This is a genomic window from Orbus sasakiae, from assembly GCF_039542345.1.
GTDB classification, from domain to species: Bacteria; Pseudomonadota; Gammaproteobacteria; order Enterobacterales; family Orbaceae; genus Orbus; species Orbus sasakiae.
The window spans coordinates 62,470-87,965 of the sequence record NZ_BAABHY010000006.1; the positions used below are offsets into that span (position 1 = coordinate 62,470).

A 25,496-nucleotide genomic window follows, 5' to 3' on the forward strand; every position below is an offset into this window, starting at 1 on the left:
TACTTATTACATTTTGATTTAGATGACTAACGATTACCATAGAATATAAAAATAATAATTAAAGGAAAACAGATGAAAAAATGGCTAAAAGACTTGTTTGCCAGCAAAAAAAGAATGCAAGACGATAACGGGTTTCCTATTGTTTGGGATAAATCACTGATAAGTATTTATCAGTTTCTATTACCTTATAAAGATGCGGACAAACTTCCTGACACAGCCCAAAATTTACCCGACGAATCACATGATGACTCAAAAATAAAGTGGGCAGCGGGCGCCATGGATGGTGTGATGAATCATCATTCATCATCCTCTGAACAAGCATGTGCTGAGCAAATTTTAACATTGCTTAGAACAATAACAGCTCAACCAACTCAACAAGACATTGCAAAACTGTATACCTTAATTAAAGAGCAAGGCACTTTAAGTTATATTGATGAATTAACAGAAAAAATGGCAAAAGCTGAAGTTAACTTCAATAAATTATATGAATTTGTTTATTGGTTACTACTCAATAGCCCAGATCGCGAAGTGATTAAATTTAGTATTGCCATGCTGGGGCGTTTTAATACCCAGCAGACGGAATTATTTTTGCTATTTGGTATGCATGAAGAGTTTACGTTGTACTCGGCTGTGGCGTTACAAAATACGTTATCATCGCCGATTGAAGTCGAAAATGCCTTACTTACATTAGCCAAAAAAGTTGATGGTTGGGGGCGCATTCACTTAGTGGAACGGTTAGCAAAAAATCCTTCTCAGGAAGTCAAAAACTGGTTATTAAGGGAAGGGTATAAAAATAGCGTGATGTATGAATACCTTGCCTATACCTGCGCAACTGCGGGTGATCTGCAAACCGCATTAGCACAGCCATCTGTTGATATGGCATTACTTGTGGCAACGGGTGAGATGATTGAAGCGCTAATAATGGGTGGGCCGGCCGAGGATATGCGTGATTATGATCAAGGTGCCAGCGTTTGTTTATGTTATTTAGCACAATTACAAAAACAGCCGATAAACGATCTGAATATTCTAAGAACGCTATTAGCAATTCGTGATTTTATTGTAGATGAAGTGGATGATAGTTATCCTAATTGGGATCAGAAGATTAAAATAACATTAACTGATACTGTAAATAATCTAATCACACAAGAACACTGGTTACCATTGATTCAGCAAAGCTTACAAACAAACGATAAGAAACAGTTTGGAATAGCGATTAATCTTTATGATCGTCTTGGATTTGACGCATGGCCACTTCGTTTTGAGCATCAAAAATATAACGACAGTAGTCAATGGTATAATTTAATGCAAACTGATGATGCACAAAGAGTACAAGAAACGATACAACTCGCTAAACAAAAGTATGATTTTTTTTCTATTGCAACAGGACCAGAATTAGTAACAGGGTTTGGTACAACATTCCAAGAACATTATGTATTAGATTTTATTCTTCAGGATCTTCATCGTTTTCCTGGTGTTGGCGAGGATTTAATAGTGGTGGGTTTAAATAGCCCTGTTATACGTAGTCGAAATCTGGCATTAAATGCCATAGAAAGTTGGGATAGGCAGCTATGGTCACCTGAACTCAAGCATGCGCTTAAAAGGTTAGCAAAAATCGAACCGAATGAAGATACAAAACAACGTGTGATGGCATTATTAAATTCACTTGGTGCTTGATAAAATAGTGGGGAAACGAGAATTTACAACCGTTGACACCAAATGGCCAAACTCTCAAATCCCCACAATTGCATGGTATAACACCATCTGCGTCGCCATGTCCCGATGGTGCCACTATTCATGCAAAGCTGGCTGGCAATCGCGTAATTACTGTGTTTGGCAACCAGCAAATCAAGATAGGTTAACCATAAATCGGCATGAGGTAAGCGCATAATCGGCGTATCACGCAGTAAACTAAAACCGCGCCGGCAACGATCACAACGAAACGTAGCCCGTTGCCCGACTTTAACGGTGTGAGGCGAATGGCAATACAAACACGGGCTGTTCGTGGTGGTCAAGATCTCGCTAAGTTTTTGTTTGAATGCCTGATGTTGTGCCGAAAGGGCATCGTTGATCGGATTAGTGTTAAACTGCCCAGCCACATCATTATGCGCGCAATACCACTGATACACGTCAGGGAAATGTAATTGCATCTGCTTTTTTATCGCCTTATCACGGCGCATGATCTTTTTAATATCGCAGTCTAATGTATCGGCAATCTCTTGATAGGTTTTGCGATTGACCCGATCGCATAAAATGCGGGTTAGCCACGCCACTGGCTGTAAACGATTAAAGGGGGTATGGGTTAAAGGGTTAAAATATTTTAAGCACGCTTTACAGCGAAACGTTAACGGTTCTGCTCGGGTTTGGCTAAAGGTTTGATTTTGACAATAAGGGCAATGCGTCGGCACGTGTTGGCCTAATTGCATTAGCTCATGTAAAAACTGATTAACATCGCTGTGTAACGCCTGCGGAATCAAATCGTTTAGCATCGTTATTCCCTTTGAAAAACCATGTATTAGAGTTTAAGGTATTTTGATTTAAATGGGTAGGTTACAGTAAAGATATTTGCAAGGTTTTTTATTTGTCGCTTCGTGCGACTCACCTATTAAGATGCTATTTTAAAATGTTGCAGACATTTTTTCGCCTCTAAAAGTGTGGATGAATTTATAGCATTTGATGCTCAGGCGACCGAGGGTTTCCAACGAAACCCTCCGGCTCCCCGTTCCACTACGCGTGGTGCGTAAGGGCGAATATTTGACAGATTTAGGTTTTTTTAGTTCATCTATATGCTAATGACATGAGTTAAGAATAGAGGTTAATAAATAGTGATTTTTTGCGAGATGGCTCGCAAATTTTGATTTAAATGGGTAGGTTACAGAAAAAATATTTGCAAGGTTTTTTTATTATGTATGTGCTATTTGTTTATTCGTCGCTTCCTGCGACTTACCCTTCGGGCCAACGGGCAAGCCTTTTTCGAAAAGGTTCCGGGTATTTGTTTCGCCTTTAAATCAGTCGTGCAATATTGATGTTCAGGTGCTCAGGCGACCGAGGGGTTCAAACCAACCCCTCCGGCTCCCCGTTCCACTACGCGTGGGGCGTAAGGGCGAATATTTGACAGATTTAGGGTTTTTTAGTTCATCTATATGCTAATGACATGAGTTAAGAATAGAGGTTAATAAATAGTGATTTTTGCGAGATGGCTCGCAGAATTTGATTGAAATGGATAGTGTTCAGCAAAGATATTTGAAGTGGTTTTTATTATGATTGTGGGATATTTTTTCGTCGCTTCGTGCGAATTATCTATTAAGATGCTATTTTAAAATGTTGCAGACATTTTTTCGCCTCTAAAAGTGTAGATGAATTTATAGCATTTGATACTCAGGCGACCGAGGGTTTCCAACCAACCCCTCCGGCTCCCCGTTCCACTGCGCGTGGTGCGTTAGGGCGAATATTTGACCGGTTTGGGGTGGGTTAGTTGGTTTATATGTTAATGGGATTGTTAAGATGTTTTATAGTTATTTTGTCTTCTATTTCGTTAAAGATCAGTTTTCAGTCTTTTAGGAACATTTCATTACGCTGCTTTATATATAAATAGAAGCTAAAATATAGTTACAAAAGATAAGTTGAGAGGATAGTTAATGAAAAAATCATATAAATTAAATAATTCTATTTCACAATACCCTGTTTTATTTTGGGGATTATTTCTACCTTATATCATAAGTATAATTATTCTTACTATGACCAAAAGAGAAATGAATATTTATCCTTTTATCATCTCTTTTGCTATTGTCTGTATTGGACTAATGATTTATTATCGAATTTTTGCCAGTGACAAACAAAAGCAATTAACAATAAAATGGCTTAAGCTTGTATTTCTACTATCAAAAAACAATAAAAAAAAAGTATTACACCGAATATTATTTTTATCTGGTTGGGGAGCGACATTTGGCTCTTTAGCCTTTCTTTCATTCCTGTTTAGATTTCACTGGATCGTTAGTCTCATTCTATTTTTATTACAAATCATCATATCTATAATCATATTAGGAAATTATATAGGTAATAAAAGAATTGCGAACATGGCAGTAAAAATTCAAAGTGGAGTTATTTTGGGGGCAGTCTATATACTACTAGATTTCATTAGTCAAAATTTAGGACGTAGTTTTGTAACTGAATTTATATCAGTCCCTCCTGAACAAATTCCAACTATAACTCAGGGATTATACTGGTTTAGCTTTATTTTAATAGCAAGTATATTTTTGCAATTGATCGCGATATTTTGGACAGATCTAGCAAAGAATCGAAAACTTTCATATAAATTACCATTTATCACTTACTTTCTTGTTTTCATGAGCATTGCATTACCAAGTCAATTAATCATTTTCAATGGAGTTAGTATTATTGAAACATCAGTTGTTAAAACATACATTGCAGACACAATGATTTATTTTAAATGTAATAATAAAATTATAAAAAACGTTCCTAATACTAGTGCCCGATATTTAAAAGTCGATGAACAAGAATTTCGAGTATTTTATTTTGAAGAAGATAAAAGTTCTATTCAATTAACAACACTACTTTGTGATGGTTCAAATTATATTGAGGAAAATATTCATAAATAAAAGAATAATAAGCCTTCATTTTGTAATCATGAATGCTGAAAATATTAATGACTGATATTAAGTATTCATGATTACAATTTAAATGTATATTTCAATCCTAAATTGTATCAAAAATAGCTTTATTATTTGTTTTTATTGAATTTTTCTATTAAGTACGGTATAATAAAAGCATCAAAAAGTGATTTGATAAATTCAGTAAAATGACCATTAGAGGAGTTATAAAATATGAAAAATAAAATAGAAAAAGCGAGAAAATTTTTAAATTTAAACTTGGTTAACCATTGCTTTAGCTTAGTGTTGATAAGTTCAACCACTAAGCTAAAGCAATGGTATTAAGTGTACCATATTTTGAGGGAAAAATCAACTAAACACTGTAAATTAAATCAGTATTATCGATAGTCTCAATCACATTTGTTCTATTCGCTTTCTAACTTTTTTCTCTGGTATTTCCATTATTTTTGCGATACTTTCTATGGAAACTCCTTTATCTAGCAATACTTGAATCATTGTTTGTTCAAGTTTCTCGCGTCGTTCTTTTTCAACTTTGGCTTTATCTTGAGCTGTTTTAGTCTTATCCTTTTCAATCGCCAACTTCTCTTTGGCGATTTTCTTTTCTTCTTTGCGGATTTTTTCGATCACTTGGTAAGTGGGCACGTATTTTAGGCTTTGCTCGAGTTCGTCCATCAGGTTGATCGCACGAAAACTGACATAGTGTTCTGGGGTGATAATCAGGTGGTCGACGAGTTCGATATTTAAAATGCGGCCGACTTGGATTAGGCGATCGGTGATGTCTTTGTCGGCAGGCGATGGGGTGAGCGATCCGCCTGGGTGGTTGTGCACTAATATGACGCGTGAGGCGTTTTTCATCACGGCAACGCGAAATACATTCATTGGCTCAACATCGACCGAGCGGTACGAACCTAGCGCAATCAGTTCAATGTACAAGATGTAACCGCCCTGGTTCATACCTATGATCCAAAGATGTTCCTTTTCTTGGTCGATTTTGTTTTCACGCAGTAACACGCGTTGCATAATGCTATACACATCTTGCATGCCTTCAATATTGCGTTTGTCATGCTTAGTCAGTTTAATATCCATCGTATCACCTTGTAACATCACCCGAAAATACTATAGCATATTCCGCCAGTGCTTGGCAGTAGTTAATGAAACCGATAATGCTAGACGCGTCGCAACATCGTTTATTTTATCTCTTCTGTTTTGCAAATTTTATCAGTGAACGCTACCCATTTAAATCAAACTCTGCGCCGATATTGAACATCAAAGTACCGTATTTTATCTTTTCATAGTCTGCTTTGCATGGTTTGCTTAGCTACATCAAGTTCCAGCAAATTCTGCTGTGATGCATAAACCATTTTATGTTGAATTAGATTCTGATTTATAATAAAAGAGTTAAATTTTAGTCTATTTGGTTGTTTGGTATATTTAATCAATAGGGGATGTGTTATGAAGCATAAAACCGGTATTTTTGCCATTGGATTATTTGTTGTTTTAGGTGTGCTGTGGCTTTTTTTGAATGGGTCAAGTCAACATATGGAAAAATCAAACCAATTTAGTTTGAGTGAAATAAAATATGATGATTCCACTTACCGCTATGTTAAAGAAAAGTGTGATAGCGGCTTTTTTGAATATAATAGTGAAAATTGTATTAATCTTAGACAAGCAAGATAGCGGCTTGATTGCAGGTAGCCTTTACTTAAAAGGTATCTTAACTCGATTGATGATGAGGATAAATCATGAGTATGATGTTTTCTAAACGACGTAACGATGTCAATATTGGTCATAAAGTGCATGTTGGTAAAATGAAAATGATGGTACTAGCTAGTGTCATGGGCTTGCTCGTGGGGTGTGTTAGTGAAGCGGGTTATCAACGAAAATTAGACCGTTCTGTTGGCATGACTAAGCAAGAGTTGATTAGTGAATGGGGCGAGCCGTTAACCGTATTTGAACATGATGAATTAATAATTAAAGGTAAAGTTGTTCGAAAAGCAGAGACGGTCATTTCTTTTTATAAGGTTATGTTTGTTGATAATCCAGGAAAAGTGACGGTTAATCAAATTAATGATAATACGATAACCTATGACATCAAACCACAAACTAAAACAAAGTATTCATGTTCAACAAAATTTTGGCTTGAAAAAGATCGTGTGGTTAGCTACAAACATGAAGGCAATAATTGTGTTGCTTACTAGTGATTATCCCCTTCGCCAGATTGTCACATCACTTGATGTGGCAATGGCAATAAATTCGCCATGCCATGAAAACCCAAAGCAACGCACATCGTCAGAAAAAATACGATAACAGTCCGTTTGGTGACGTTCACTGAAAATAGATTTACCCGCTGGGCAAAAGTAAATATCATTCACAGGCCAATGTAAAGAGACTAACTCAAGGCTTTCGCCATATTGATTACACGTCGGTAATCCCCCACCGTGCAAACCCGCAATCAAAAGTGTTTCATCTGCGATGGGGCCAATTCCCTGGCAAGTTAAGTTGATAGGATTATACCAATCACCATCTTCTTCATAATCACGCGCTACTTTTTCACCATTGATACAGTTGATTAGACTACGTCCACTACTTGAAATAATTAATAATTGATGATTCACTTTAGAAAAACCGATTTCCAGCAAACCGCCAACAGCAAGGGTTGTCACTGTCTTCCAGCCGAGTGGCTGATCTTTATTTGCTATTTTATTTAATAACGTTGCTAAACGCTGACGATTGTCACTGTGTATTTTAGCCAGTTCCATGATTAATCTCATCTTAGGTGTAAAATAAAAACCATAGCCAAAAAATTAACATCAATATGATAAGGTTAATGTCGAGATTTTATTTTTTGGCTTATCTCGAACTATAATCCTAACATTAACACGATAAAAAAACGATTATTGAGAATGGAAAAGAGAATAAAACAAAATATCCCCTAAAATGAATCTCATAAAATATGAGATGAATGAATTCAATAAGAGTATACCGTTAGAAAAAGTTTATAGCATAGGGCTATAGAACGATAAAGGATATGTAAAATCAAATAATTATAAATTTTTTAAATTAAGAAAAATTAATAATTACTTAATGTTTTTTTGATTAAATAACACCTATCAAAACGAGACGTTAATTTAAGACAAGGAACTTATTATGAAAAAACTGATCCCTTTATTTTTAATTACAACCTTAGGTTTTACAGGTAGTGCCTTCGCTGAAGGCTTTAATAATGGCATCAATCAACCTGTAAACAGCGGTTTTACTGGCGGTGTTCAAAATATTACGGCCGCTGCACAAGCTAAACAAATGCATGACGATTCATGGGTGACTTTACAAGGTAATATTGTTCAGCGTTTGGGTGATAAAATGTATCTGTTTAGAGATAGTAGCGGTGATATCAATGTTAAAATTAAAGATAAATTATGGCAAGGCCGCTCGATAACGCCAAATGATACGATCCAAATAACGGGTGAAGTTGATACTCATCGATACAAACCAACTGATATCGAAGTTAAAAACCTTCAAGTCATTTCAGTTGCAAAATAATTTGTGTGATCTATCGGGATCGTTTGAATATCGCGATTCCTAAATCGCATGAGTATCTTTAATTTGCCCTTTATCTCCTATCTTTTCCTATGCGCTTAGATGAATGCAAAAAAGCAGCAATAGCGTTAACGAATGAACATCCTCAAAAAGACAAACACCATCCGTGTGAATATTGTGAGGCGTTAGAATTTTGTGAATGTTTCAAGGGCTGTGACGTTTCAAAAGCATTACCTTGCGACTGTGACTGTGATTTTAGTATCAGAAGTAAGTCTAAAAAACGCAATATGTTCTCTTTTTCGCCCTTTTTTATATTCATATGGTTATATAAAAGGCTGCGAATTAAACAGCGTCAATAATGGTCATTATGCCTAGCTTGTTGACCATTTATACGAGGTATAGCCACGATTTGATAACAAAAATAGTATAAAAAATGATTTACAATATTTAAATATACCCCTATCATGCGTGCCACTATTAACTGCAAAGGAGAATTTATTATGATTTGTTTACATCACCTTTGCAGGCTAATTGCAGAATAATTTGATATCTCATCCTTTCAATTTTCGATTCAATTCGCTTTTCTGATTTAGCCTGCCAATCTAAAAACATTTTTATTTTTAATTATTCAATTAATGGATTGGTATATGGACAATTCTATACAGATGTTGTCAGAGAAGGTTTCTTTGGTGGCATCAAAAAACACCTGGATCGATGGGCTTGCCATCGAACAGTTATTCACGACTGCAAATTTGCCGGATATGGTAAAAGTGGTCGGTATGCCCGATTTACATCCGGGGCAAGGTTACCCAATTGGAGCGGCTTATTTTTCCGCTGATTTAATTTATCCGTCTTTAATTGGCAGCGATATTGGTTGTGGTATGGCTTTATGGCAAACCGAGATCCCACTGGCCAAATTAAGTATTGATAAGTTAGAGCGCCGCATTGGTAATATTGATCAGCCAATAACGCGCGGGAAATACAATTTGGGTACAATTGGGGGCGGTAATCATTTTGCTGAGTTACAAAAAGTCAGTGAAATCTATGATCACGATTTGTTTGCACAATACCAACTGAGTAACAAAAATCTGTTTTTATTGGTGCATTCCGGTTCTCGCGGGCTGGGGCATGCGATTTTACAGCAACATGTTGCCAAGTTTGGCGAAAAGGGGCTAGCGCAAGCCAGTCCGGAAGCACAAACGTATCTAGAGAAGCATAACAATGCATTGGATTTTGCTCATTATAATCGGCAAACGGTGGCGGAGCGATTATTTGATAATCTCAATACCACCGGCCGTGAGATTTTAAATGTGCATCATAACTTTTTAGAACGAGTGAATGATGAGGGGCAGCAAGGTTGGTTACATCGCAAAGGTGCGTCACCGGCGACAGCCGGATTAGTGATTATCCCCGGTTCACGCGGTGATTATAGCTATTTGGTTAACCCGATCGCCAATGCCGATTTGTTATCTTCGCTTGCCCATGGCGCGGGCCGCAAGTGGCGACGCGCCGATTGCAAAGCAAAATTGGAAAATCGTTACTCGACTGATCAAATGCTGCGCACTAAGCTCGGTGGTCGCATCATTTGTGAGGATCGTGATCTGGTTTATGAGGAAGCGCCACAAGCTTATAAATCGATCGACAGTGTGATTGAATCGATGCAGCAAGCGGGTTTAATCCAAATCGTTGCACAATTAACGCCGGTACTGACCTATAAAACGCAAGGAGGTGACTAATGTTACTCTTTCAGTTTTCTGCGGCGAAAGGCCCAGATGAGTGTTGTTTAGCAGTAGCAAAAGCACTGAAACGATTTTTACAAGACGCGATAAAGTACAGCCTTGAAGTGGACATCTTAGCGTCGCAATCCGGCGATAAGCAAGATACGCTGCATTCTGTGCTGCTTTCGATTAAGGGTGAACATACTGAGTTATTAACTAACCGCTGGCAAGGTTCGATTCAATGGGTGTGCCAAAGCCCTTATCGACCGAGCCATAAACGTAAAAACTGGTATATTGGTGCGATGTGCTTACCGGATTTACAACCGATAGGTGAGAGTGAAATTCAGTTTACCACCACAAAATCATCGGGAGCCGGTGGACAGCATGTTAATAAAACCGAGTCAGCAGTTAGGGCTACGCATATGGCAACAGGGATTTCAGTTAAAGTGCAATCACAGCGTAGCCAGCATGCCAATAAACGATTGGCGGCAATATTGTTGGCGCATAAGTTAGCTGACTTGAATGACAACCACTATCAGCAACATAAAGCGGCAAGGCACCAATTTCATCAGCAGATTGAGCGAGGAAGCGCTAAGTTAGTATTTTATGGCGATCAGTTTGTTGAAAAAGAGTGCCAATGAGTAAATCGTCATTATTCGCAGCACAAGTATTATCTTGTGCTGTTTATGTTATTAAGTCATAAACATAATCCAACGTTTGCGTTTCACTCCCCTATATCGTACATATCCGCTAATTATCCATTGCAATCATCAAATAATCATGACGTTTGTTTTCTAAGTCGGGCTACCAACTGCGTTTGATCTGTAAGCCAATCACAAAAATTCCGCCGATACCTGCGGTGATGACGCCAATCGGTAACTCTTGATTTTCAATCACCGTTCGGCTAATGATATCGCCGATACATAACAGTAGTGCACCAAATAGGGCCGATAACGGGATTAATAAACGGTGTTTGACACCGACAAAAAAGCGGGCAACATGGGGGACTAATAATCCCACAAAGCCAATCACGCCGGTAATTGAAACCAAACAGGATGTTGCTAATGCACAACAAAGGAACGTCTCAATCCTTAATCTTGCAACATGAATACCTAATGAGATTGCGGTCTGCTCTCCAGCAAGGAGTCCATCGAGCCATTGCCAGCGTTTGATCACAAAACCACTTAATAAACCAAAACTCATCAGTGGAATAAGTAAATTATCCCATCGAGCAAGGCCAAGTCCGCCCAGTGACCAAAATATAACGGAGCTCGCTGCTCGCTGATCGCCTGAAAAAATAAAATAGCTGGTTAATGCACTAAAAAGAAATGATACAGATAGGCCACACACGATTAGGTGTTCAGAACGGTGTGATTTGCTCATATAAAACAGCATTAAAACCACTATCGCAGATAAAATACCCCCACTGAACGCCGCGAGTGGTAAGGTGAATTCACCAAAATGGTTTCCAAAACGGGTGATCACAAAAACAGCACCGGCAGATGCGCCAGAAGAGAGGCCAAACAAGAAAGGATCGGCAAGTTCATTTTTGGTTGTTGTTTGCAGTAAGGTACCAACGATAGCTAGGCTTGCCCCGCAAAGTAGGGCGAGTAGCGCGCGAGGGATGCGTAAGTCGATAATAATGATTTTAAGCATTTCAGGGATCGGTTTAGAGGTAAACCCCAAGGCGGATAACACTTGATCATAAGTGATTAACACATTGCCTTGCATGATCCCCCAAAACATTAATCCTAACAGCAACAAAACTAACGCGATAAAAAATAGCATAAAACGGCGTATTGAGTGGCGCATGCTTTAGTCCTTTAAATATAAAGCATTGGCGAGTTTTTCAATCGCTTTTATATTTGCTGGACCCGGTGTTAATTCTGCATATTGAAGTTTTAGATATCGATGATTCCTCACTGCGGGGGTTAATTTCATTAAAGGGTGTGATTCAAGAAAAGCCTGTAAATGGTTGGCACTTAAACCGTCTTGATAATCCAACAAAATAATAAAATCAGGTTCAGCCATCGAGACTGATTCCCATGTGGTGGTTGTCCAACTGGCCTCAAGTGAGTCCATAATATTTCGGGCACCGGCGGCTTCAATTATGGCTGTCGGCATAGCATATTTACCGCTGGTAAACGGTTTATCTTCCCCTGAATCATAGACAAATACCTTTATTTTATCGGATGGATTGGCTGATTGAGGCAACACAGAGAGTTGGTTTTTCCATTCATTCACAAGTGTTAAGGCTTCGTGTTCTTTATTGAATATTTTACCGAGCGTGACCATGTCGTGATAGAGTAAACCCATACTGGCTTTATTGGTGTTGTGATTCACTACTGCGCAGCTTTCACTTAAAACTAAGGTTGGTATTCCATATTGCCGTAATTTGCTCGGTGTCACCTCACCACCAACGGTCATGCCATAATTCCAGCCAGCAAAGAAAAAATCCGGATTGGCGCTGAGTATGGTTTCTAATGATGGGTATTTGGGTGCAAGTTCGGGAATGTTGCCCATTTTTTGTTGAAATTCAGGCGTCATTTTATACCAACCACTTATCCCAGTCAGTCCAACAATACGATCTTGCAGATTTAAGGCAAACGCCATTTCAGCCATATTGATATCATGAATAATGGCTCTTTGTGGCGGGTGTTCAAAATAGAGCGGTTGGCCGCAGTTCTCGACGGTTATAGGCGACCCAGCGCTGTAGTGAGAAAAAAAGAGTAAAAGGCTAAATATAAATAGGCTTGTTTTTTTCATGTGGCATTTACCTTACGTTATATCTGGATTGGTGTGTCAAAAATCTTCATTGCTTTACCTGTTTTGGGATGGGCTACCGAGTAGCATTCCAGTCCGAACAGCGGGAATATTATTTCACTTTGTAGTACCTTATCAGGGCTATCGAAAATGATTTGATGACCTTCATTCAACATGAGCACTTTATTGGCAAAGGACGCGGCAAGTTGTAAATCATGTAAAACCGCAATGATCGTGGTATCTTGTTTTTTTACTAAGGATAACAGTTCGCTACGTGCCAGTGGGTCAAGGTGATTCGTCGGTTCATCTAATAATAAAAGATGCGGTTTTTGTGATAAAGCCCGCGCTAATGCGGCGCGTTGCCTTTGCCCTCCCGAGAGTTTTTCTAAGGGGACATGTTTAATTTTACTTAACCCTAAATCTTGAATCGATTGCGTGATGATATGTTTGTCTTTGCTATTTACGACATGTGGCAATAATCCTAAAGCAACATATTCTTCTAATGTTAAACGTAAATCGGGGACATCAATTTGTGACAGTAAAGCAATTTGCTTAGCTCGCTCTTTGGCCGGTATGGATTCAATCGGATTTTGTTTAAAATAGATTCGGCCTTGAGTATGTTTTAACTCCCGAATGATGGTACGTAATAGTGTCGATTTGCCACAACCATTAGGGCCGATTATCGCAATGCGATCGCCATCATTGACCGTAAAGTTAATGTTATTCAGCAATTTGATGTTCTTATTATTAAGATATACGCCCTCAAAGCTTAATACAGTTTGTTTTCTTTCCATGGTGATCATCATTGCTGAATTAATGTTATGTTATAACGTAACATTGTTTAATGGGAGGGTCAATACAAAGGCAAAAAAGAGCGAAAATTAGCCCGGTTGATTCCGTGCAGCATTGCTTGCTTTTGCAGTATCGTTAAACGGCTAACCGATACTGCAAATGCGTACTATTTGTGACGTTAGATGAGATGAGCTAATGAGTGAGCTCACGCAGTAACATAAAGGCTTGTGGGGTCTGTTCTTCACTGGTGATGAAAGCGCGTAGCTGCTTAAGTGGATCAAATCCTTTCGCCACCATTCCATCCGGGTTTAACGTAATTTGCCATTGGAGATCATGACGATGCGTTTCCCCTGCTAAAAACAGCGGTAGGTCGGGGGTTTTTACTTTAACTAACATTGCTGGTAGTGTTAAGGTTTCTGTCGCACCCAATACATTTTTAGCCAAAACAATCGCACCAAGTTGGATCGGTTGTAAAAATGATTGCACCTTACCCATCACTTCAGCACAATCACCTAAGGCATAGATATTGGCATCTGTAGTTTGTAATTGCGGATTAACCTCTATGCCACGATGGGTCGATAATCCAGCCGCTTTTGCCAAGGAAATATTGGGTTTTAGGCCTATGGCTGAAATGACGGCATCAACATCCGTCACCCAACCATTACGCAGTGTGGCTTTTAACCCTGTCACGGTTTTTTGCAGGTCGAGTAATTCATTATTCAGTGCTAGCTCGATCCCGATTTGGCTGAATTTTTCAGATAAGCGGCTGCTGAGCTCGGCTGGCATCAACAGTGACAAAATGTGGTGGGCACGATCGACTAATATCACGTGTTTTCCTGAACGTTGCAAATCCATGGCTAATTCACTACCGATTAAGCCTGCCCCAAGCACCATAACGCGTTTGGCGGACTGCAATGTTTCTTGATGGCGTTGATACTCCTCTTGGCTATTGAGCGTTATCATTAAATCGTTTTCCGGTATAACGGGAATCATGGGGGTTGCACCAGTGGCAATCACTAATTTTTGGTATCCGATAGACTGTTTGTCACAAATAAGCTGCTTCGTTTGGCGATCTATCGCCATCACGTGAGTATTGGCGTAGACGTGTACGTCATGCTCTTGGGCAAATTGGGCAACAGTTTGCCGAGTTAAATCTTCAGCGCGTTGTTTTAAGCTAAAAACATGGCTTAAATCAGGCTTATTGTATTCAGCGCAGCTATCTGCAGCGACTAATGTTATCGGCACTGCTTTATCGAGTCGACGCAGGCTTTTAACCAGTTGGCGGGCCGCGAAGCCAGATCCAATGATGACAATATGATTTTCCATGTGTCCTCCATTACATTGGGTCAAAGACTGATTTACCCAATGCACATCCCGGGCAAAGAAATGAATCAGGCACATCTGACCATGCCGTACCCGGCGCAACATTTTGTAATGGTTCACCCAGTGCCGGATCATAAACCCATTGGCAAACATTACAGATCATCGATTGACTTTGGGTCTCTGTTGCGCCTGTTGTCGGTTTGTCATTGATTGTTACCGGTATGGTTGGTGTGGTTAATGGGTGCAGTGCCCATTCGCGTGCAATTTTGCGGCCATGTTCGCGGCAGTCTGCTAACGCGTCACCGTCAGGGCGCCACTTTGCTTTAAGGGAAAGTGAAATATCAAATCCGGCATCCATTAAACGCGTTTGGATACGATCGACTGCTCCACCCGTCCAACCAAAGCTACCAAAAGCAGAGGCTCTTTTATTACGAAAACGCAGCCCAGTCAGTTCTTCCAGCATTCCAGCAATTTTTGGCATCATCACATTATTCATGGTAGATGAGCCGACAAGTACCCCTTTTGAACGAAATATCTGTGTTAAGATTTCATTTTTATCATGACGTGAAATATTGTAAATCTTGACCGCCACCGCCGGGTCAGTATCGTGAATCCCTTGTGCTATAGCATCAGCCATCATTCGCGTGTTGGATGACATGCTATCGTAAAAGATAGTAATGCGGTCTTCTTGGTAATCATTTGCCCATTCTAGATATTTCTCAACGATTTGGGTTGGGTTATCTCGCCATACAATGCCATGTGATGTGGCAATCATTGAGACCGGTAAGTTAAAACCGAGAATTTCATTAATCTTTGGTGTAACCAAACGACTAAATGGCGTTAAAATATTGGCATAATAGCGAATACATTGTTCATAAAGCTCAGTTTGATCCACTTCGTCATTAAACAGGTGTTCATCGCAGTAGTGTTGCCCAAAAGCATCATTACTAAATAGTACGGCATCTTGTGTCATATAGGTCATCATGCTATCGGGCCAGTGTAACATTGGCGTTTCGACAAAAATAAGCTGTTTACCGTTGCCAATATCTAACGTATCGCCGGTTTTGACGGTGATAAAATGCCACTCAGGATGGTGATGATGGCCATTGATTGAATCAATCGCGTTTGCGGTACAGTAAATAGGGGTATTAGGGATACGAGCCATTAATTCACTTAATGCTCCCGCATGATCTTCCTCAGCATGATTGATAATGATGTAATCAATCGTGTTAAGGTCAATCTCTTGTTCTAAATTCACAATAAAGTCTCGACTGAATTTTTTGTCTACAGTATCAATCAGGACATTTTTTGCTTCACGAATCAGATAGCTGTTATAGCTACTTCCTTGCAGGGTTTTATATTCTGTACCATGAAAATCGCGAACTTCCCAATCGCGTTGTCCTACCCAACGAATATTATTTTTAACATGAATTGCCATTGTTGTTCCCTCAATTGAAATAAAATGATAACGTTAATGTGTTATAGCAAACACCATGCCAATACTTAATGCTTTGATTTTAAATAAAATAAAAAATAATATTGTCATTTTGACAATGTGCTATAATTGTCAAAATGACTAACAGTGTGTCGAAATGACAATATATGAAACTTTCAATCCAATCCTTGGCCAACATTGCTATTGAGTTACAACATGGCGTATCAGGGCGTGACCGCTTTCAACGTTTAATCAGTAGTGTTAGGCAGCTATTACAGTGTGATGCTTCAGCTTTACTGCGTTATGAAAATCAACAATTTCGTCCATTGGCGATCGATGGTTTGTCACCCGATGTGTTAGGACGACGATTCGCATTATCATCTCACCCACGATTAGAGGCGATTGCGCGGGCTGGCAATGTCGTGCGTTTTCCTGCAGACAGCCTGTTACCCGATCCCTATGATGGGTTAATTCCCGGTCATGATGAACTTAAAGTGCATGCTTGTATTGGACTACCGCTGTTTGCTGATCAAGAGTTGATTGGGGCATTGACATTCGATAGCCTGAATCCGGCCCAGTTTGATGTGTTTAGCGATGAAGAGTTACGTTTAATTGGTGCCTTAGCATCATCAGCATTGAATACAGCATTGTTAGTGTCAATGTTAGAGAAAGACGCGTTACCAACCTATGATCGCATTGTGCCAAGAAAACGCAGTGTGTCACGTGCTAACGAAGAGATGGTCGGACTTTCCGCATCAATAAAACAGCTTCAACATGAAATTGACGTGGTTGCCAGCTCAGACCTTAATGTGCTTATCACCGGTGAAACGGGCGTCGGTAAAGAGTTAGTTGCCAATGCGATACACCAATTATCACCTCGCGCAGACAAGCCAATGGTATATTTAAACTGCGCCGCATTACCCGAAAGTGTTGCTGAAAGTGAACTGTTTGGCCATGTAAAAGGGGCCTTCACCGGGGCCATACATAATCGAACCGGTAAGTTTGAGATGGCAGATAACGGCACGCTATTTTTAGATGAGATAGGCGAGCTGTCATTAATTCTGCAAGCAAAGTTATTACGGGTGATTCAATATGGTGATTTACAACGTGTCGGCGAAGACAGTACCAAACGTGTTAATGTCCGAATTTTAGCCGCGACAAATCGTGATTTAAAGCAAGCAACGGTTGAGGGGCATTTCCGAATTGATTTATTTCATCGTTTAAGTGTGTTTCCGTTACATGTGCCGGCTTTAAGGGAAAGAAAAGGGGACATTATTTTGCTTGCTGGTTTTTTTGTGGAACAGATAAAAAATAAACTTAACGTGTCTCAGATAAGTCTTCCTACTGAAACGCTCACACTGCTTGAAACCTATTCTTGGCCTGGTAATGTCCGTGAAATGAAACATGCTATTGAAAGGGCTGCGGTGTTGGCGCGTGCGGCACAAAATCAAAATGAACTTATCTTGTATCATTATTTATTTCATTTACCGTTATCAGATGTTGCATCACACATTGAGCCTGAAAATCGCCATAAAGTTGGGACTGTTGGCGTCGCTAATTCATCTTCATGTAATCTACGCCAAGCTACCGAGCACCTGCAACGGCAAATGATTCGCAAAGCCCTTGATGAAAATAAGATGAATTGGTCAGCAAGTGCACGGACTTTAGATCTTGATGTCGGCAATTTACATCGGTTAGCAAAGCGCTTAGGGCTGAAATGATTTAATAAATGGTCTATTGAGGGTGCCTTGATAACCGTCACCAAGCATGACTGTTATCACCGGTCTTGGCCTTTTTAGCGCGTCTTAGTAAAGGCGTCACTTGTGATTTATTATGACGTATTTTTACGCATATTCACTGCACTTGCATTGTGACGATAGTAATCAGGTGTAACGCCTGCAATCTGTTTGAACATCGTGATAAAGGCCGATACGGAGCTATAGCCAACATCAAAAGCAATATTTTGCACTGTTTTGCCTTGTTCAAGTAATGACACGCTATATAAAAATCGTAAACGCTGACGCCATTGACTAAATGATAAGCCCAATTCGGTTTGACAGCGGCGTGCTAGGGTACGTTCTGTGGTGTAAACCTTGTCAGCCCATTGGGCAAGGGTTGAATTATCCGCTGGGTTGCGTTCAAGGGCTTTTAAAATCGGTGCTAAGTACTTATCTTGACTGCTTGGCAAATAAGTGTGTTGCCATGGTTCACTCAATAGCTGATCAATCAGCACCTGACAAAGTCGTAAGTCCTCAGGTGATTGTGGAACTTTTAATTTTCGATTAAAAAATGAATCAATAATCGCATGACTAATCGCACTTAAACTCAGTAAACACGCTTGCTGTGGCATCATTTGGCACTGGTTAATATTAATTGAGCGAAACCAAGTGGGTTTATGGTTATGGCTCGAGTGAGCAATATTGGGGGGGATCCATAAAGCAAACCCAGAAGGGGTTAAAAAACGTTGCTGAGCCACATCAAGGACAAAAATGCCCGATTTGACGCAAATAATTTGCCCCCAAGGGTGGCTGTGTGGCAAATATTCCGTATTCGCATTGACCGCTTCACTACGGAAAAACAGCAAACTTTCAGGGTAAGCTTCTAATGATGCATGGCGGAGTTCTTGAGGCATTGTCGGGACTTTCGTTAAGTAAGATTGTCTGATTATAGTACATTTTGTCTGATTTTAGTGATATATATTAAATGAGACAGGCTATACTAGCGATAATTTATTTTTGCTATGGGTTCGAGACACAGTATGGCGTATTTATATCCGTTAATCGCAGTCATTATTTGGGCAGGCAATGCCGTTGTCAATAAGTTGTCAGCAGGTGCAATCGATCCTGCGGTGATTTCTTTGTACCGTTGGTTGCTGGCCCTGTTATTGCTAACGCCATTTGTTTTAAAAGGGGTTATTGCTAATCGTCAGCAAATTTACCCTTATTTAGCCAAATTGGCGTTGTTGGGATTACTTGGCATGGCACTGTATCAAAGTTTGGCTTATTACGCCGCTTACAGTATCAGTGCATTGACCATCGGCATTTTTATTTCAGTTATTCCCCTTTTAACGATTTTGTTGAGTCTTTTTATTTTACGGGTACCGCCTACATTAGGGGTGTTAATTGGTAGCCTATTATCGTTTATGGGGTTGGTATGGCTTATCAGTGGTGGCCACCCAATTAAATTACTTGAAATTGGTGTGGGTCAAGGTGAGCTGATGATGTTTACCGCTGCGCTCTCTTATGCATTATACGGTGTTCTGACGAAAAAATGGGTCATGCCGATTCCTAGTTGGCAGGCCATTTATGTGCAAATTACGTTTGGGTGTTTAATTCTTTTACCTGGTTTTTTAATGGCCGATGATATTAGCTTAAATTCACATAATATTTGGTTGGTTCTTTATGCTGGTATTCCTGCTTCGGTGATAGCGCCCATCGTCTGGGTATTAGGGGTTTTAAAGCTCGGCGCAAATAAAGCATCACTTTTTTTAAATTTATCGCCCGTATTTACGGCAGTGATTTCAATATTACTGCTCAATGAACAGTTATGCAGTTACCACATTATTGGTGGTGGCGTGTCGTTATTTGGGGTGATTTTAGCGCAAAATTTAAAATACCCATTGGGCCGAAAACGTGCAGTGATTGCCGATGTTCAGCCTAAATAGGCTCGTGTCATTAAGTCTAACAGTATGACACATTAAGTAGAATACCGTTTTAAACTATCAATCACCACACGCAGTGCAGATGACACATTGCGATGTGGGTAGTAGAGGTGTAAGGCGGGTAAAGGCGGAATTTTTTCCTGAAAAATGGCAATAAGCTGATCACGTTCAAGTTCATGGGTAATCAAGTCAATCGGTAAATAGCCAATGCCTAAGCCCAATTTTACTGCTGTCAACGTTGGGTAATCATCATTAAATATCCATTGCCCCTGAGGTTTAATCTTTATGATGGTATCGTTATCATTAAAATGCCATTGGAATATTTGGCCATTGGTCAGCCGATAACAAATGCATTGATGCTGGGTCAACTCACTGATATTAGTGGGGATGCCATACCTGTCAAAATAGCTTGCTGATGCAACGACGGCCATTTTCATGGGGTCACTAATTGGTATGGCCACCATACCGTCAGCCACATCACTACCAAAACGAATGCCAGCATCAAACCCATCATGAATAATATCGACAAAACGGTTTTCGCTGATGAGTTCTAACTGAATATCGGGATATTGCAGTTTGAAATGGGCGAGTTTAGGTAGCAGTAAGGTTTCAATCACTTGTAAGCCGCAGTTAATTTTGACGGAACCAGACGGGGAATTTCGATGGTGTTCAAGTAATGTCAATTCATTATCAAGCTTGCTAAAACTGATTTGTACAGTACGCAACAGCTGTTCCCCAGCTTGTGTTAGCGCCACTTTGCGAGTGGTTCGATTAAAAAGTTGGATGCCCAGTTGCCGCTCTAATGCATGAATTTTTTTGCTTAATGCAGGGGAGGAGATACCGATTTTTTGGGACGCTTTATTAAAACTCTTTTCGAGTGCAACTTGTAAAAAGGCATATAAGTCATTGTAATTGGTATTTTTAAACATGGTCAAACCTCACTAATAAGAGCGCCTAAATATGATATCTGTCCAGTTAATCGAAAAAACGGAGTAATATCATTATTAACTTGTAGTTAATAGTAAATGAACCTTTCACTATCTTATCATCCAATTGTTAACCTATATAATGTTTTATCTCAGTCTGGCAATCAATAGAATTTAACAAAGGCATGACAATGAAATTAAAAACCCTGACCTATGCGTTATTACTCAGTTCAACTTTATTTGGAGCAACAACTATGGCAAATGAGCGATCGGCAACCGTCATTCAAATTCCAGCACAAACAATTCAATTAGAACAATCATGGGACAAAATTTTTCCACAAAGTGATAACGTCGAGCACCGTAAGGTCACCTTTAAAAATCGTTATGGCATCACATTAGTGGGTGATTTGTATATGCCCAAAGGAGCACAAGGTAAATTATCTGCCATCGCTGTAAGTGGTCCATTTGGTGCAGTAAAAGAGCAATCATCAGGTTTGTATGCACAAACGTTAGCTGAACGTGGTTTTGTGACACTGGCTTTTGATCCGTCTTTTACAGGGGAAAGTAGTGGTTTACCGCGTAATCAAGCTTCATCTGATATTAATACGGAAGATTTTAGCGCGGCAGTCGATTTTTTAGGTTCACTCGATAACGTTGATCGTGACAAAATTGGTATTTTAGGCGTGTGTGGTTGGGGCGGGATGGCGTTAAATGCCGCGGCGATTGATACTCGCATTAAAGCGGTTGCCACAAGCGTAATGTATGACATGAGCCGTGTTGTTTCAAAAGGCTATAATGACAGTATGACGAAAGACGAGCGCGTTGCAATGAAACAAGCCTTAAACCAAGCGCGTTGGGATGACATGAAAAATGATTATGCCACTTTGAGTCCACGTAATAATTTGACCTCGGATCACATTACGGCTGATACACCAAAATTTATTGCTGATTATTCTCAATTTTATACCACTAAACGAGGCTTTCACCCGCGAGCGGCTAATTCAAATCCGAACGGTTCTTGGGTGGTGACGATGCCGCTTTCATTTGCGAATATGCCATTATTAAGTTATGCCAATGAAATCACAGCACCAACGTTGATTGTCGCAGGTGAAGTGGCACACTCTCGTTATTTTTCAGAAGATGCCTTTAAGGCGGTTGGTAGCAAAAATAAACAACTGCTTATTGTACCGAATGCGAGTCACACTGACTTGTATGACAATACAACGCATAAAATCCCATTTGATCAGTTTACGCAATTTTTTAAAACTCACTTACAATAAATAAGTCATATCTCACGTGATGAGGCTCGTTTGGGCTTCATCACATTATGATAAGAGCCCCATCTCAATACTTTTTCTATCGTGGCTAGGCTATCTCTCCGCTTTGCTGACGGGATAATTAGCGCTTTCCCCCATTTTTAATGATAGGCAATTTGCACATAAATGGTGATATTTTACTCATTTTGCACCATCGAGGTTCATTCAATTGTGCATCATTGAACCATCATGTATCATATCGATTATTAAAAATTTTATATGCTTTATAAATCAGATAATTAAATTTTTTTTAAGTTAAAGCCTAAATTGGCACTATTATTGCAATAATTCTTATTATCAAAAATTATCAGCAATGATTACCAAAATTAGGTAATAACGTGATATAAGAAAGAACTGATGTTTTTTTATAACTCAATTTTGGGAACGAATTATGCAGTATGATCGTATTATTAAAAATGGTGTTGTTATTTTAGAATCGGGCGATGTTCAGACTGATATTGCTATCAAAAACGGCAAAATTGCCGCGATTGGACCGAACCTTAATGGTGCAAATGAAATCATCGATGCTAAGGGCTATATTGTCAGCCCTGGTATGGTTGATGTGCATGTTCATATTTCTGAACCAGGCGGTATTCGCGCTGAATGGGAAGGTTATAAAACCGGTACGAGTGCCTGTGCTAAAGGTGGTGTGACCACGTTTGTTGAAATGCCACTTAACCAATTACCGGCAACAACAAGTGGCGAAACAATTCGTCAAAAGTATGCAGCCGGTGAAGGTAAATTACATGTCGATGTGGCATCGTTCGGTGGGCTGGTACCCTATAACTTAACCAGTGGTGCCATTGAAGAGCAAGCCAAAGAAGGTGTCACCGCATTTAAATGTTTCATGGGAACCTGCGGCGATCCAACATTGGATGGTGACTTCGCGAATGTGAACGATTATGCTTTATGGGAAGGGATGCGTCAAATTGCCAAAACAGGCAAATTACTGGCGATTCATGCCGAAAATGCACCCATTACCGATATGCTAGGTAAACTGGCTAAAGAACGTGGTGAAACCAAAGTTTCCCAATATGTGGCAACGCGTCCTGTATTTACAGAAGTTGAAGCCATTCGCCGCGCTATCTTTTTTGCTAAGCTCACCGGATGCCGTATTCATATTTGCCATGTCGCGTGTCCAGAAGGGGTTGAAGAAGTCATCAAAGCGCGTAATGAAGGCGTTGATGTCACCTGTGAAACGTGTATTCATTATCTGTATTTTACCACGGATGAATTAGATGCAATCGGCCCATTAGCGAAATGTTCTCCGCCGATTCGTGATAAAAGTGCACAAGATGGTTTATGGAAATACTTATTCTCCGGTCATGTGATTACGGCGGTTTCTGACCATTCGCCTTGTACGTTTGACTTAAAAGATAAACCCAATGCATTTGACGCATGGGGCGGGATTGCCGGTGTACAAAATAATGTGGATATCTTTTTTGATGAAGCGGTTCAAAAACGCGGAATGTCATTAAAAATGTTTGCAGATATTATTGCTAAAAATCCTGCTGAACGTTTTAATTTACCAACAAAAGGGTCTATTACGGTTGGTAAAGACGCTGATCTAATTTTCATTAAACCACATTCACATTATGTCTTAAAGACAGACGATCTTGAATATCGAAATAAATTTAGTGCGTATGTTGGGCGTGATATTGGCGCGCAGGTTGTACGGACTTTTTTACGTGGCGAAACGGTGTATAGCTTAGAAAGCGGTGTTGTTCAATCACCGATAGGTCAGTTTATTCGTCGCTAAATAGGCGGTTATGCCAAGCATTTTGCAGTAGGAGCGTTAAGCAAATCATCTATTGTTTAACACTGCTTAATGCTTGAATCACGCATATCCGCTTTCATCATTTGTTTAATTTAGGAAAAGAGTTATGACAAATAACAATAATACTAGCCGTGCTCAAGTTGAGACGTTAAAAATCGATGAATCGTTAGTCCCAAAGACGCAAGCACAGCGGACGGTGAGTCCCATTGCTTACGCGTTTATGTGGATTGGTGATGGGGTCAATCTTGGTAATATGACGTTAGGTGCCAGTTTAGTGGTTGCCGGACTTGCTACGATGAATATCATCCAAACGTTTGTGGCGGCAATTATTGCGATTTTAATTATCTCTATCGTCTTTACGTTAAATGATCGCTTAGGCTATCGAACCGGTATTCCTTATGTTGTTCAATTAAGAATGTCATTTGGTATTAAAGGGTCCGTTATTTCATCCTTATTGCGAGGCATCCCCGGTATCGTTTGGTATGGTTTTCAAAGCTGGATCGGTGGTACGGCATTAAATGAAATCATTAAAGTCTTATCGGGTGGTGCATTTGATAATATTTTTGTCTGTTTCGTGATTTTACAATTTGTACAAATTGCGCTTTCACTTTATGGTTTCCATGCGGTTAAGTGGGTTGAAATTCTGATCTCAATTGTCATTTTATTGGCACTGATTTACGTATTTGCGATTTTATTAATGAACCATAAAGAAGTCATTGCCCAAAAATGGGTACGCACTGAAGGCACATGGGGCCTACCATTCTTTGGATTTATTATGATATTTTTAGGTAACTATGCCGCGATTTTCTTAAGTGCAGCGGATTATTCACGTGAACTTAAATCAGGCATCAGCAATCGTAAAAGAGGACTGCTTTATTTTGTGCCGATTGTTATTGCTTACGGTTTCGTTCTGACTATTGGTGCCATGTTAGCGTCTGCAACCGGTAATTCAAATCCTGTAAAAGCGTTTGCGATCGTGGTTGAGAATGACTATATCACGGTTGCCGTATCGGCATTTATCGTATTAGGCGCAATTGCGGTGAACATGGTTGCAAACATTATTCCGCCAGCTTATGTGATAACGTTATTAACCAAAGTCAAATATAAGCCCGCTGTCACCATCACTGGGTTATTAGCCATCGCCTCTTTCCCTTGGGTGTTAGTGCAAGACTCATCAGCTAAAGGATTGGGTTTATTTATTCTCATCTATTCTGCTTTTTTAGGGCCGATTGTTGCCATTTTATTAGTCGAATATTACATTTTGCGTAAACAGATAGTGGATGTAATGGAGTTATATAATGAAAAAGGACAGTTTACTGGTTTTAATAAAGCCGCCATTATTGCCATGCTAATTGGTGCGGGCGCCGCATTTTGTGAAGTGAGCTTATCTTGGGTTATTGGCTTTTTTGTGGGTGGCATTAGCTACCTGATTTTAACGAAATATGCTTTTAAAGATTCGCCTTTCCGTAAAGGCACGATATTTGATACCAAGTCAAAATAGTTTTAATTGACTGCTATAAATCAATTTTATTGAAACAGAGTACCTATTTAGCGTCATTAATGGGTACTCATTCACTAAGATTACTATGATTAATCTATTATTTGTTTAAGATTGAGAAT

22 protein-coding genes are annotated in these 25,496 nt (G+C 39.6%); 12 read left to right on the plus strand and 10 right to left on the minus strand.

Annotation, left to right across the window (positions count from 1 at the left end):
* Positions 1–72 precede the first annotated feature (72 nt).
* Complete coding sequence (locus tag ABEA36_RS11145) at positions 73–1,674, plus strand: hypothetical protein (protein ID WP_345492159.1); 1,602 nt, start codon at positions 73–75, stop codon at positions 1,672–1,674.
* Positions 1,675–1,697: 23 nt separating this feature from the next.
* On the opposite strand, the gene ABEA36_RS11150 is transcribed toward ABEA36_RS11145, so the two are convergent.
* Positions 1,698–2,486, minus strand: coding sequence for a hypothetical protein (locus ABEA36_RS11150; RefSeq protein WP_345492161.1), 789 nt, complete (start codon positions 2,484–2,486; stop codon positions 1,698–1,700).
* A 1,149-nt stretch (positions 2,487–3,635) separates the two neighbouring features.
* Here ABEA36_RS11150 and ABEA36_RS11155 point away from each other — a divergent pair.
* Positions 3,636–4,616, plus strand: coding sequence for a hypothetical protein (locus ABEA36_RS11155; RefSeq protein ID WP_345492163.1), 981 nt, complete (start codon positions 3,636–3,638; stop codon positions 4,614–4,616).
* Between the two features lie 405 nt (positions 4,617–5,021).
* Here ABEA36_RS11155 and ABEA36_RS11160 read toward each other — a convergent pair whose 3' ends face one another.
* Positions 5,022–5,714: a JAB domain-containing protein gene (locus tag ABEA36_RS11160; protein WP_345492165.1), complete on the minus strand. Its 693-nt coding sequence runs from the start codon at positions 5,712–5,714 to the stop codon at positions 5,022–5,024.
* Between the two features lie 366 nt (positions 5,715–6,080).
* Between ABEA36_RS11160 and ABEA36_RS11165 the strand changes: the two genes are divergently transcribed.
* Positions 6,081–6,305 (plus strand): hypothetical protein, encoded by a 225-nt coding sequence (locus ABEA36_RS11165; RefSeq protein ID WP_345492167.1) that lies wholly within the window; start codon positions 6,081–6,083, stop codon positions 6,303–6,305.
* Positions 6,306–6,370: 65 nt separating this feature from the next.
* Positions 6,371–6,826 (plus strand): hypothetical protein, encoded by a 456-nt coding sequence (locus tag ABEA36_RS11170; protein ID WP_345492169.1) that lies wholly within the window; start codon positions 6,371–6,373, stop codon positions 6,824–6,826.
* A gap of 3 nt (positions 6,827–6,829) precedes the next feature.
* Here the strand turns inward: ABEA36_RS11170 and ABEA36_RS11175 are convergent, their stop codons facing one another.
* The gene (locus ABEA36_RS11175) at positions 6,830–7,387 is read right to left on the minus strand and encodes a hypothetical protein (RefSeq protein ID WP_345492171.1); all 558 of its coding nucleotides are present in this window, start codon (positions 7,385–7,387) and stop codon (positions 6,830–6,832) included.
* 388 nt (positions 7,388–7,775) lie between these two features.
* Between ABEA36_RS11175 and ABEA36_RS11180 the strand changes: the two genes are divergently transcribed.
* The 3 genes from ABEA36_RS11180 (at position 7,776) to prfH (ending at position 10,524) form a co-directional block, all read left to right on the plus strand.
* Positions 7,776–8,168, plus strand: a complete 393-nt coding sequence (locus ABEA36_RS11180) for a YgiW/YdeI family stress tolerance OB fold protein (RefSeq protein WP_345492173.1) — start codon at positions 7,776–7,778, stop codon at positions 8,166–8,168.
* Positions 8,169–8,812: 644 nt separating this feature from the next.
* Positions 8,813–9,901 (plus strand): RNA ligase RtcB family protein, encoded by a 1,089-nt coding sequence (locus ABEA36_RS11185; RefSeq protein ID WP_345492175.1) that lies wholly within the window; start codon positions 8,813–8,815, stop codon positions 9,899–9,901.
* Positions 9,901–10,524, plus strand: a complete 624-nt coding sequence (prfH, locus tag ABEA36_RS11190) for a peptide chain release factor H (RefSeq protein WP_345492177.1) — start codon at positions 9,901–9,903, stop codon at positions 10,522–10,524. Before ABEA36_RS11185 ends, prfH begins: the two co-directional genes overlap by 1 nt.
* 163 nt (positions 10,525–10,687) lie before the next feature.
* Here the strand turns inward: prfH and ABEA36_RS11195 are convergent, their stop codons facing one another.
* The 5 genes from ABEA36_RS11195 to norV form a co-directional block, all read right to left on the minus strand.
* Positions 10,688–11,695 (minus strand): FecCD family ABC transporter permease, encoded by a 1,008-nt coding sequence (locus tag ABEA36_RS11195; RefSeq protein ID WP_345492179.1) that lies wholly within the window; start codon positions 11,693–11,695, stop codon positions 10,688–10,690.
* A 3-nt stretch (positions 11,696–11,698) separates the two neighbouring features.
* The gene (locus ABEA36_RS11200; RefSeq protein ID WP_345492181.1) at positions 11,699–12,649 is read right to left on the minus strand and encodes an ABC transporter substrate-binding protein; all 951 of its coding nucleotides are present in this window, start codon (positions 12,647–12,649) and stop codon (positions 11,699–11,701) included.
* Between the two features lie 17 nt (positions 12,650–12,666).
* On the minus strand, positions 12,667–13,440 hold the full coding sequence (locus ABEA36_RS11205; protein ID WP_345492184.1) for an ABC transporter ATP-binding protein: 774 nt from the start codon (positions 13,438–13,440) through the stop codon (positions 12,667–12,669).
* A gap of 190 nt (positions 13,441–13,630) precedes the next feature.
* Entirely contained in the window at positions 13,631–14,764 is a 1,134-nt protein-coding gene (norW, locus tag ABEA36_RS11210; protein WP_345492186.1) for an NADH:flavorubredoxin reductase NorW, read from the minus strand.
* Between the two features lie 10 nt (positions 14,765–14,774).
* Complete coding sequence (gene norV, locus ABEA36_RS11215; RefSeq protein WP_345492188.1) at positions 14,775–16,199, minus strand: anaerobic nitric oxide reductase flavorubredoxin; 1,425 nt, start codon at positions 16,197–16,199, stop codon at positions 14,775–14,777.
* Positions 16,200–16,363: 164 nt separating this feature from the next.
* On the opposite strand from norV, the gene norR reads away from it, so the two are divergent.
* The gene (norR, locus tag ABEA36_RS11220) at positions 16,364–17,917 is read left to right on the plus strand and encodes a nitric oxide reductase transcriptional regulator NorR (RefSeq protein WP_345492190.1); all 1,554 of its coding nucleotides are present in this window, start codon (positions 16,364–16,366) and stop codon (positions 17,915–17,917) included.
* A 110-nt stretch (positions 17,918–18,027) separates the two neighbouring features.
* Here norR and ABEA36_RS11225 read toward each other — a convergent pair whose 3' ends face one another.
* Positions 18,028–18,828 carry a helix-turn-helix domain-containing protein gene (locus ABEA36_RS11225; RefSeq protein ID WP_345492192.1) on the minus strand — a complete coding sequence of 267 codons (801 nt, stop codon included), beginning with the start codon at positions 18,826–18,828 and terminating at the stop codon, positions 18,028–18,030.
* A gap of 126 nt (positions 18,829–18,954) precedes the next feature.
* Here ABEA36_RS11225 and ABEA36_RS11230 point away from each other — a divergent pair, with 126 nt between their 5' ends.
* A complete protein-coding gene (locus ABEA36_RS11230) occupies positions 18,955–19,860 on the plus strand; it encodes a DMT family transporter (protein WP_345492194.1) in 906 nt (301 codons plus the stop codon).
* A gap of 32 nt (positions 19,861–19,892) precedes the next feature.
* On the opposite strand, the gene ABEA36_RS11235 is transcribed toward ABEA36_RS11230, so the two are convergent.
* Positions 19,893–20,786: a LysR family transcriptional regulator gene (locus ABEA36_RS11235; protein ID WP_345492196.1), complete on the minus strand. Its 894-nt coding sequence runs from the start codon at positions 20,784–20,786 to the stop codon at positions 19,893–19,895.
* A gap of 188 nt (positions 20,787–20,974) precedes the next feature.
* On the opposite strand from ABEA36_RS11235, the gene ABEA36_RS11240 reads away from it, so the two are divergent.
* The 3 genes from ABEA36_RS11240 (at position 20,975) to ABEA36_RS11250 (ending at position 25,377) form a co-directional block, all read left to right on the plus strand.
* Positions 20,975–22,063 (plus strand): alpha/beta hydrolase, encoded by a 1,089-nt coding sequence (locus tag ABEA36_RS11240; protein ID WP_345492198.1) that lies wholly within the window; start codon positions 20,975–20,977, stop codon positions 22,061–22,063.
* A gap of 427 nt (positions 22,064–22,490) precedes the next feature.
* Positions 22,491–23,858: an allantoinase AllB gene (allB, locus tag ABEA36_RS11245; RefSeq protein ID WP_345492200.1), complete on the plus strand. Its 1,368-nt coding sequence runs from the start codon at positions 22,491–22,493 to the stop codon at positions 23,856–23,858.
* Positions 23,859–23,982: 124 nt separating this feature from the next.
* Entirely contained in the window at positions 23,983–25,377 is a 1,395-nt protein-coding gene (locus tag ABEA36_RS11250; protein ID WP_345492202.1) for an NCS1 family transporter, read from the plus strand.
* The last annotated feature ends 119 nt before the right edge of the window (positions 25,378–25,496 follow it).

What these genes read in the sequence shown, in the direction of transcription:
- ABEA36_RS11180 (WP_345492173.1), top strand. Translation starts at nt 7,776, where the DNA reads ATGAAAAAACTGATCCCTTTATTTTTAATTACAACCTTAGGTTTTACA.
- ABEA36_RS11235 (WP_345492196.1), bottom strand. Translation starts at nt 20,786, where the DNA reads ATGTTTAAAAATACCAATTACAATGACTTATATGCCTTTTTACAAGTT.
- ABEA36_RS11195 (WP_345492179.1), bottom strand. Translation starts at nt 11,695, where the DNA reads ATGCGCCACTCAATACGCCGTTTTATGCTATTTTTTATCGCGTTAGTT.
- ABEA36_RS11230 (WP_345492194.1), top strand. Translation starts at nt 18,955, where the DNA reads ATGGCGTATTTATATCCGTTAATCGCAGTCATTATTTGGGCAGGCAAT.
- ABEA36_RS11205 (WP_345492184.1), bottom strand. Translation starts at nt 13,440, where the DNA reads ATGGAAAGAAAACAAACTGTATTAAGCTTTGAGGGCGTATATCTTAAT.
- ABEA36_RS11150 (WP_345492161.1), bottom strand. Translation starts at nt 2,486, where the DNA reads ATGCTAAACGATTTGATTCCGCAGGCGTTACACAGCGATGTTAATCAG.
- ABEA36_RS11160 (WP_345492165.1), bottom strand. Translation starts at nt 5,714, where the DNA reads ATGGATATTAAACTGACTAAGCATGACAAACGCAATATTGAAGGCATG.
- norV (WP_345492188.1), bottom strand. Translation starts at nt 16,199, where the DNA reads ATGGCAATTCATGTTAAAAATAATATTCGTTGGGTAGGACAACGCGAT.
- ABEA36_RS11170 (WP_345492169.1), top strand. Translation starts at nt 6,371, where the DNA reads ATGAGTATGATGTTTTCTAAACGACGTAACGATGTCAATATTGGTCAT.
- ABEA36_RS11225 (WP_345492192.1), bottom strand. Translation starts at nt 18,828, where the DNA reads ATGCCTCAAGAACTCCGCCATGCATCATTAGAAGCTTACCCTGAAAGT.
- norR (WP_345492190.1), top strand. Translation starts at nt 16,364, where the DNA reads ATGAAACTTTCAATCCAATCCTTGGCCAACATTGCTATTGAGTTACAA.
- allB (WP_345492200.1), top strand. Translation starts at nt 22,491, where the DNA reads ATGCAGTATGATCGTATTATTAAAAATGGTGTTGTTATTTTAGAATCG.
- ABEA36_RS11145 (WP_345492159.1), top strand. Translation starts at nt 73, where the DNA reads ATGAAAAAATGGCTAAAAGACTTGTTTGCCAGCAAAAAAAGAATGCAA.
- ABEA36_RS11175 (WP_345492171.1), bottom strand. Translation starts at nt 7,387, where the DNA reads ATGGAACTGGCTAAAATACACAGTGACAATCGTCAGCGTTTAGCAACG.
- ABEA36_RS11200 (WP_345492181.1), bottom strand. Translation starts at nt 12,649, where the DNA reads ATGAAAAAAACAAGCCTATTTATATTTAGCCTTTTACTCTTTTTTTCT.
- norW (WP_345492186.1), bottom strand. Translation starts at nt 14,764, where the DNA reads ATGGAAAATCATATTGTCATCATTGGATCTGGCTTCGCGGCCCGCCAA.
- ABEA36_RS11240 (WP_345492198.1), top strand. Translation starts at nt 20,975, where the DNA reads ATGAAATTAAAAACCCTGACCTATGCGTTATTACTCAGTTCAACTTTA.
- ABEA36_RS11250 (WP_345492202.1), top strand. Translation starts at nt 23,983, where the DNA reads ATGACAAATAACAATAATACTAGCCGTGCTCAAGTTGAGACGTTAAAA.
- ABEA36_RS11155 (WP_345492163.1), top strand. Translation starts at nt 3,636, where the DNA reads ATGAAAAAATCATATAAATTAAATAATTCTATTTCACAATACCCTGTT.
- prfH (WP_345492177.1), top strand. Translation starts at nt 9,901, where the DNA reads ATGTTACTCTTTCAGTTTTCTGCGGCGAAAGGCCCAGATGAGTGTTGT.
- ABEA36_RS11165 (WP_345492167.1), top strand. Translation starts at nt 6,081, where the DNA reads ATGAAGCATAAAACCGGTATTTTTGCCATTGGATTATTTGTTGTTTTA.
- ABEA36_RS11185 (WP_345492175.1), top strand. Translation starts at nt 8,813, where the DNA reads ATGGACAATTCTATACAGATGTTGTCAGAGAAGGTTTCTTTGGTGGCA.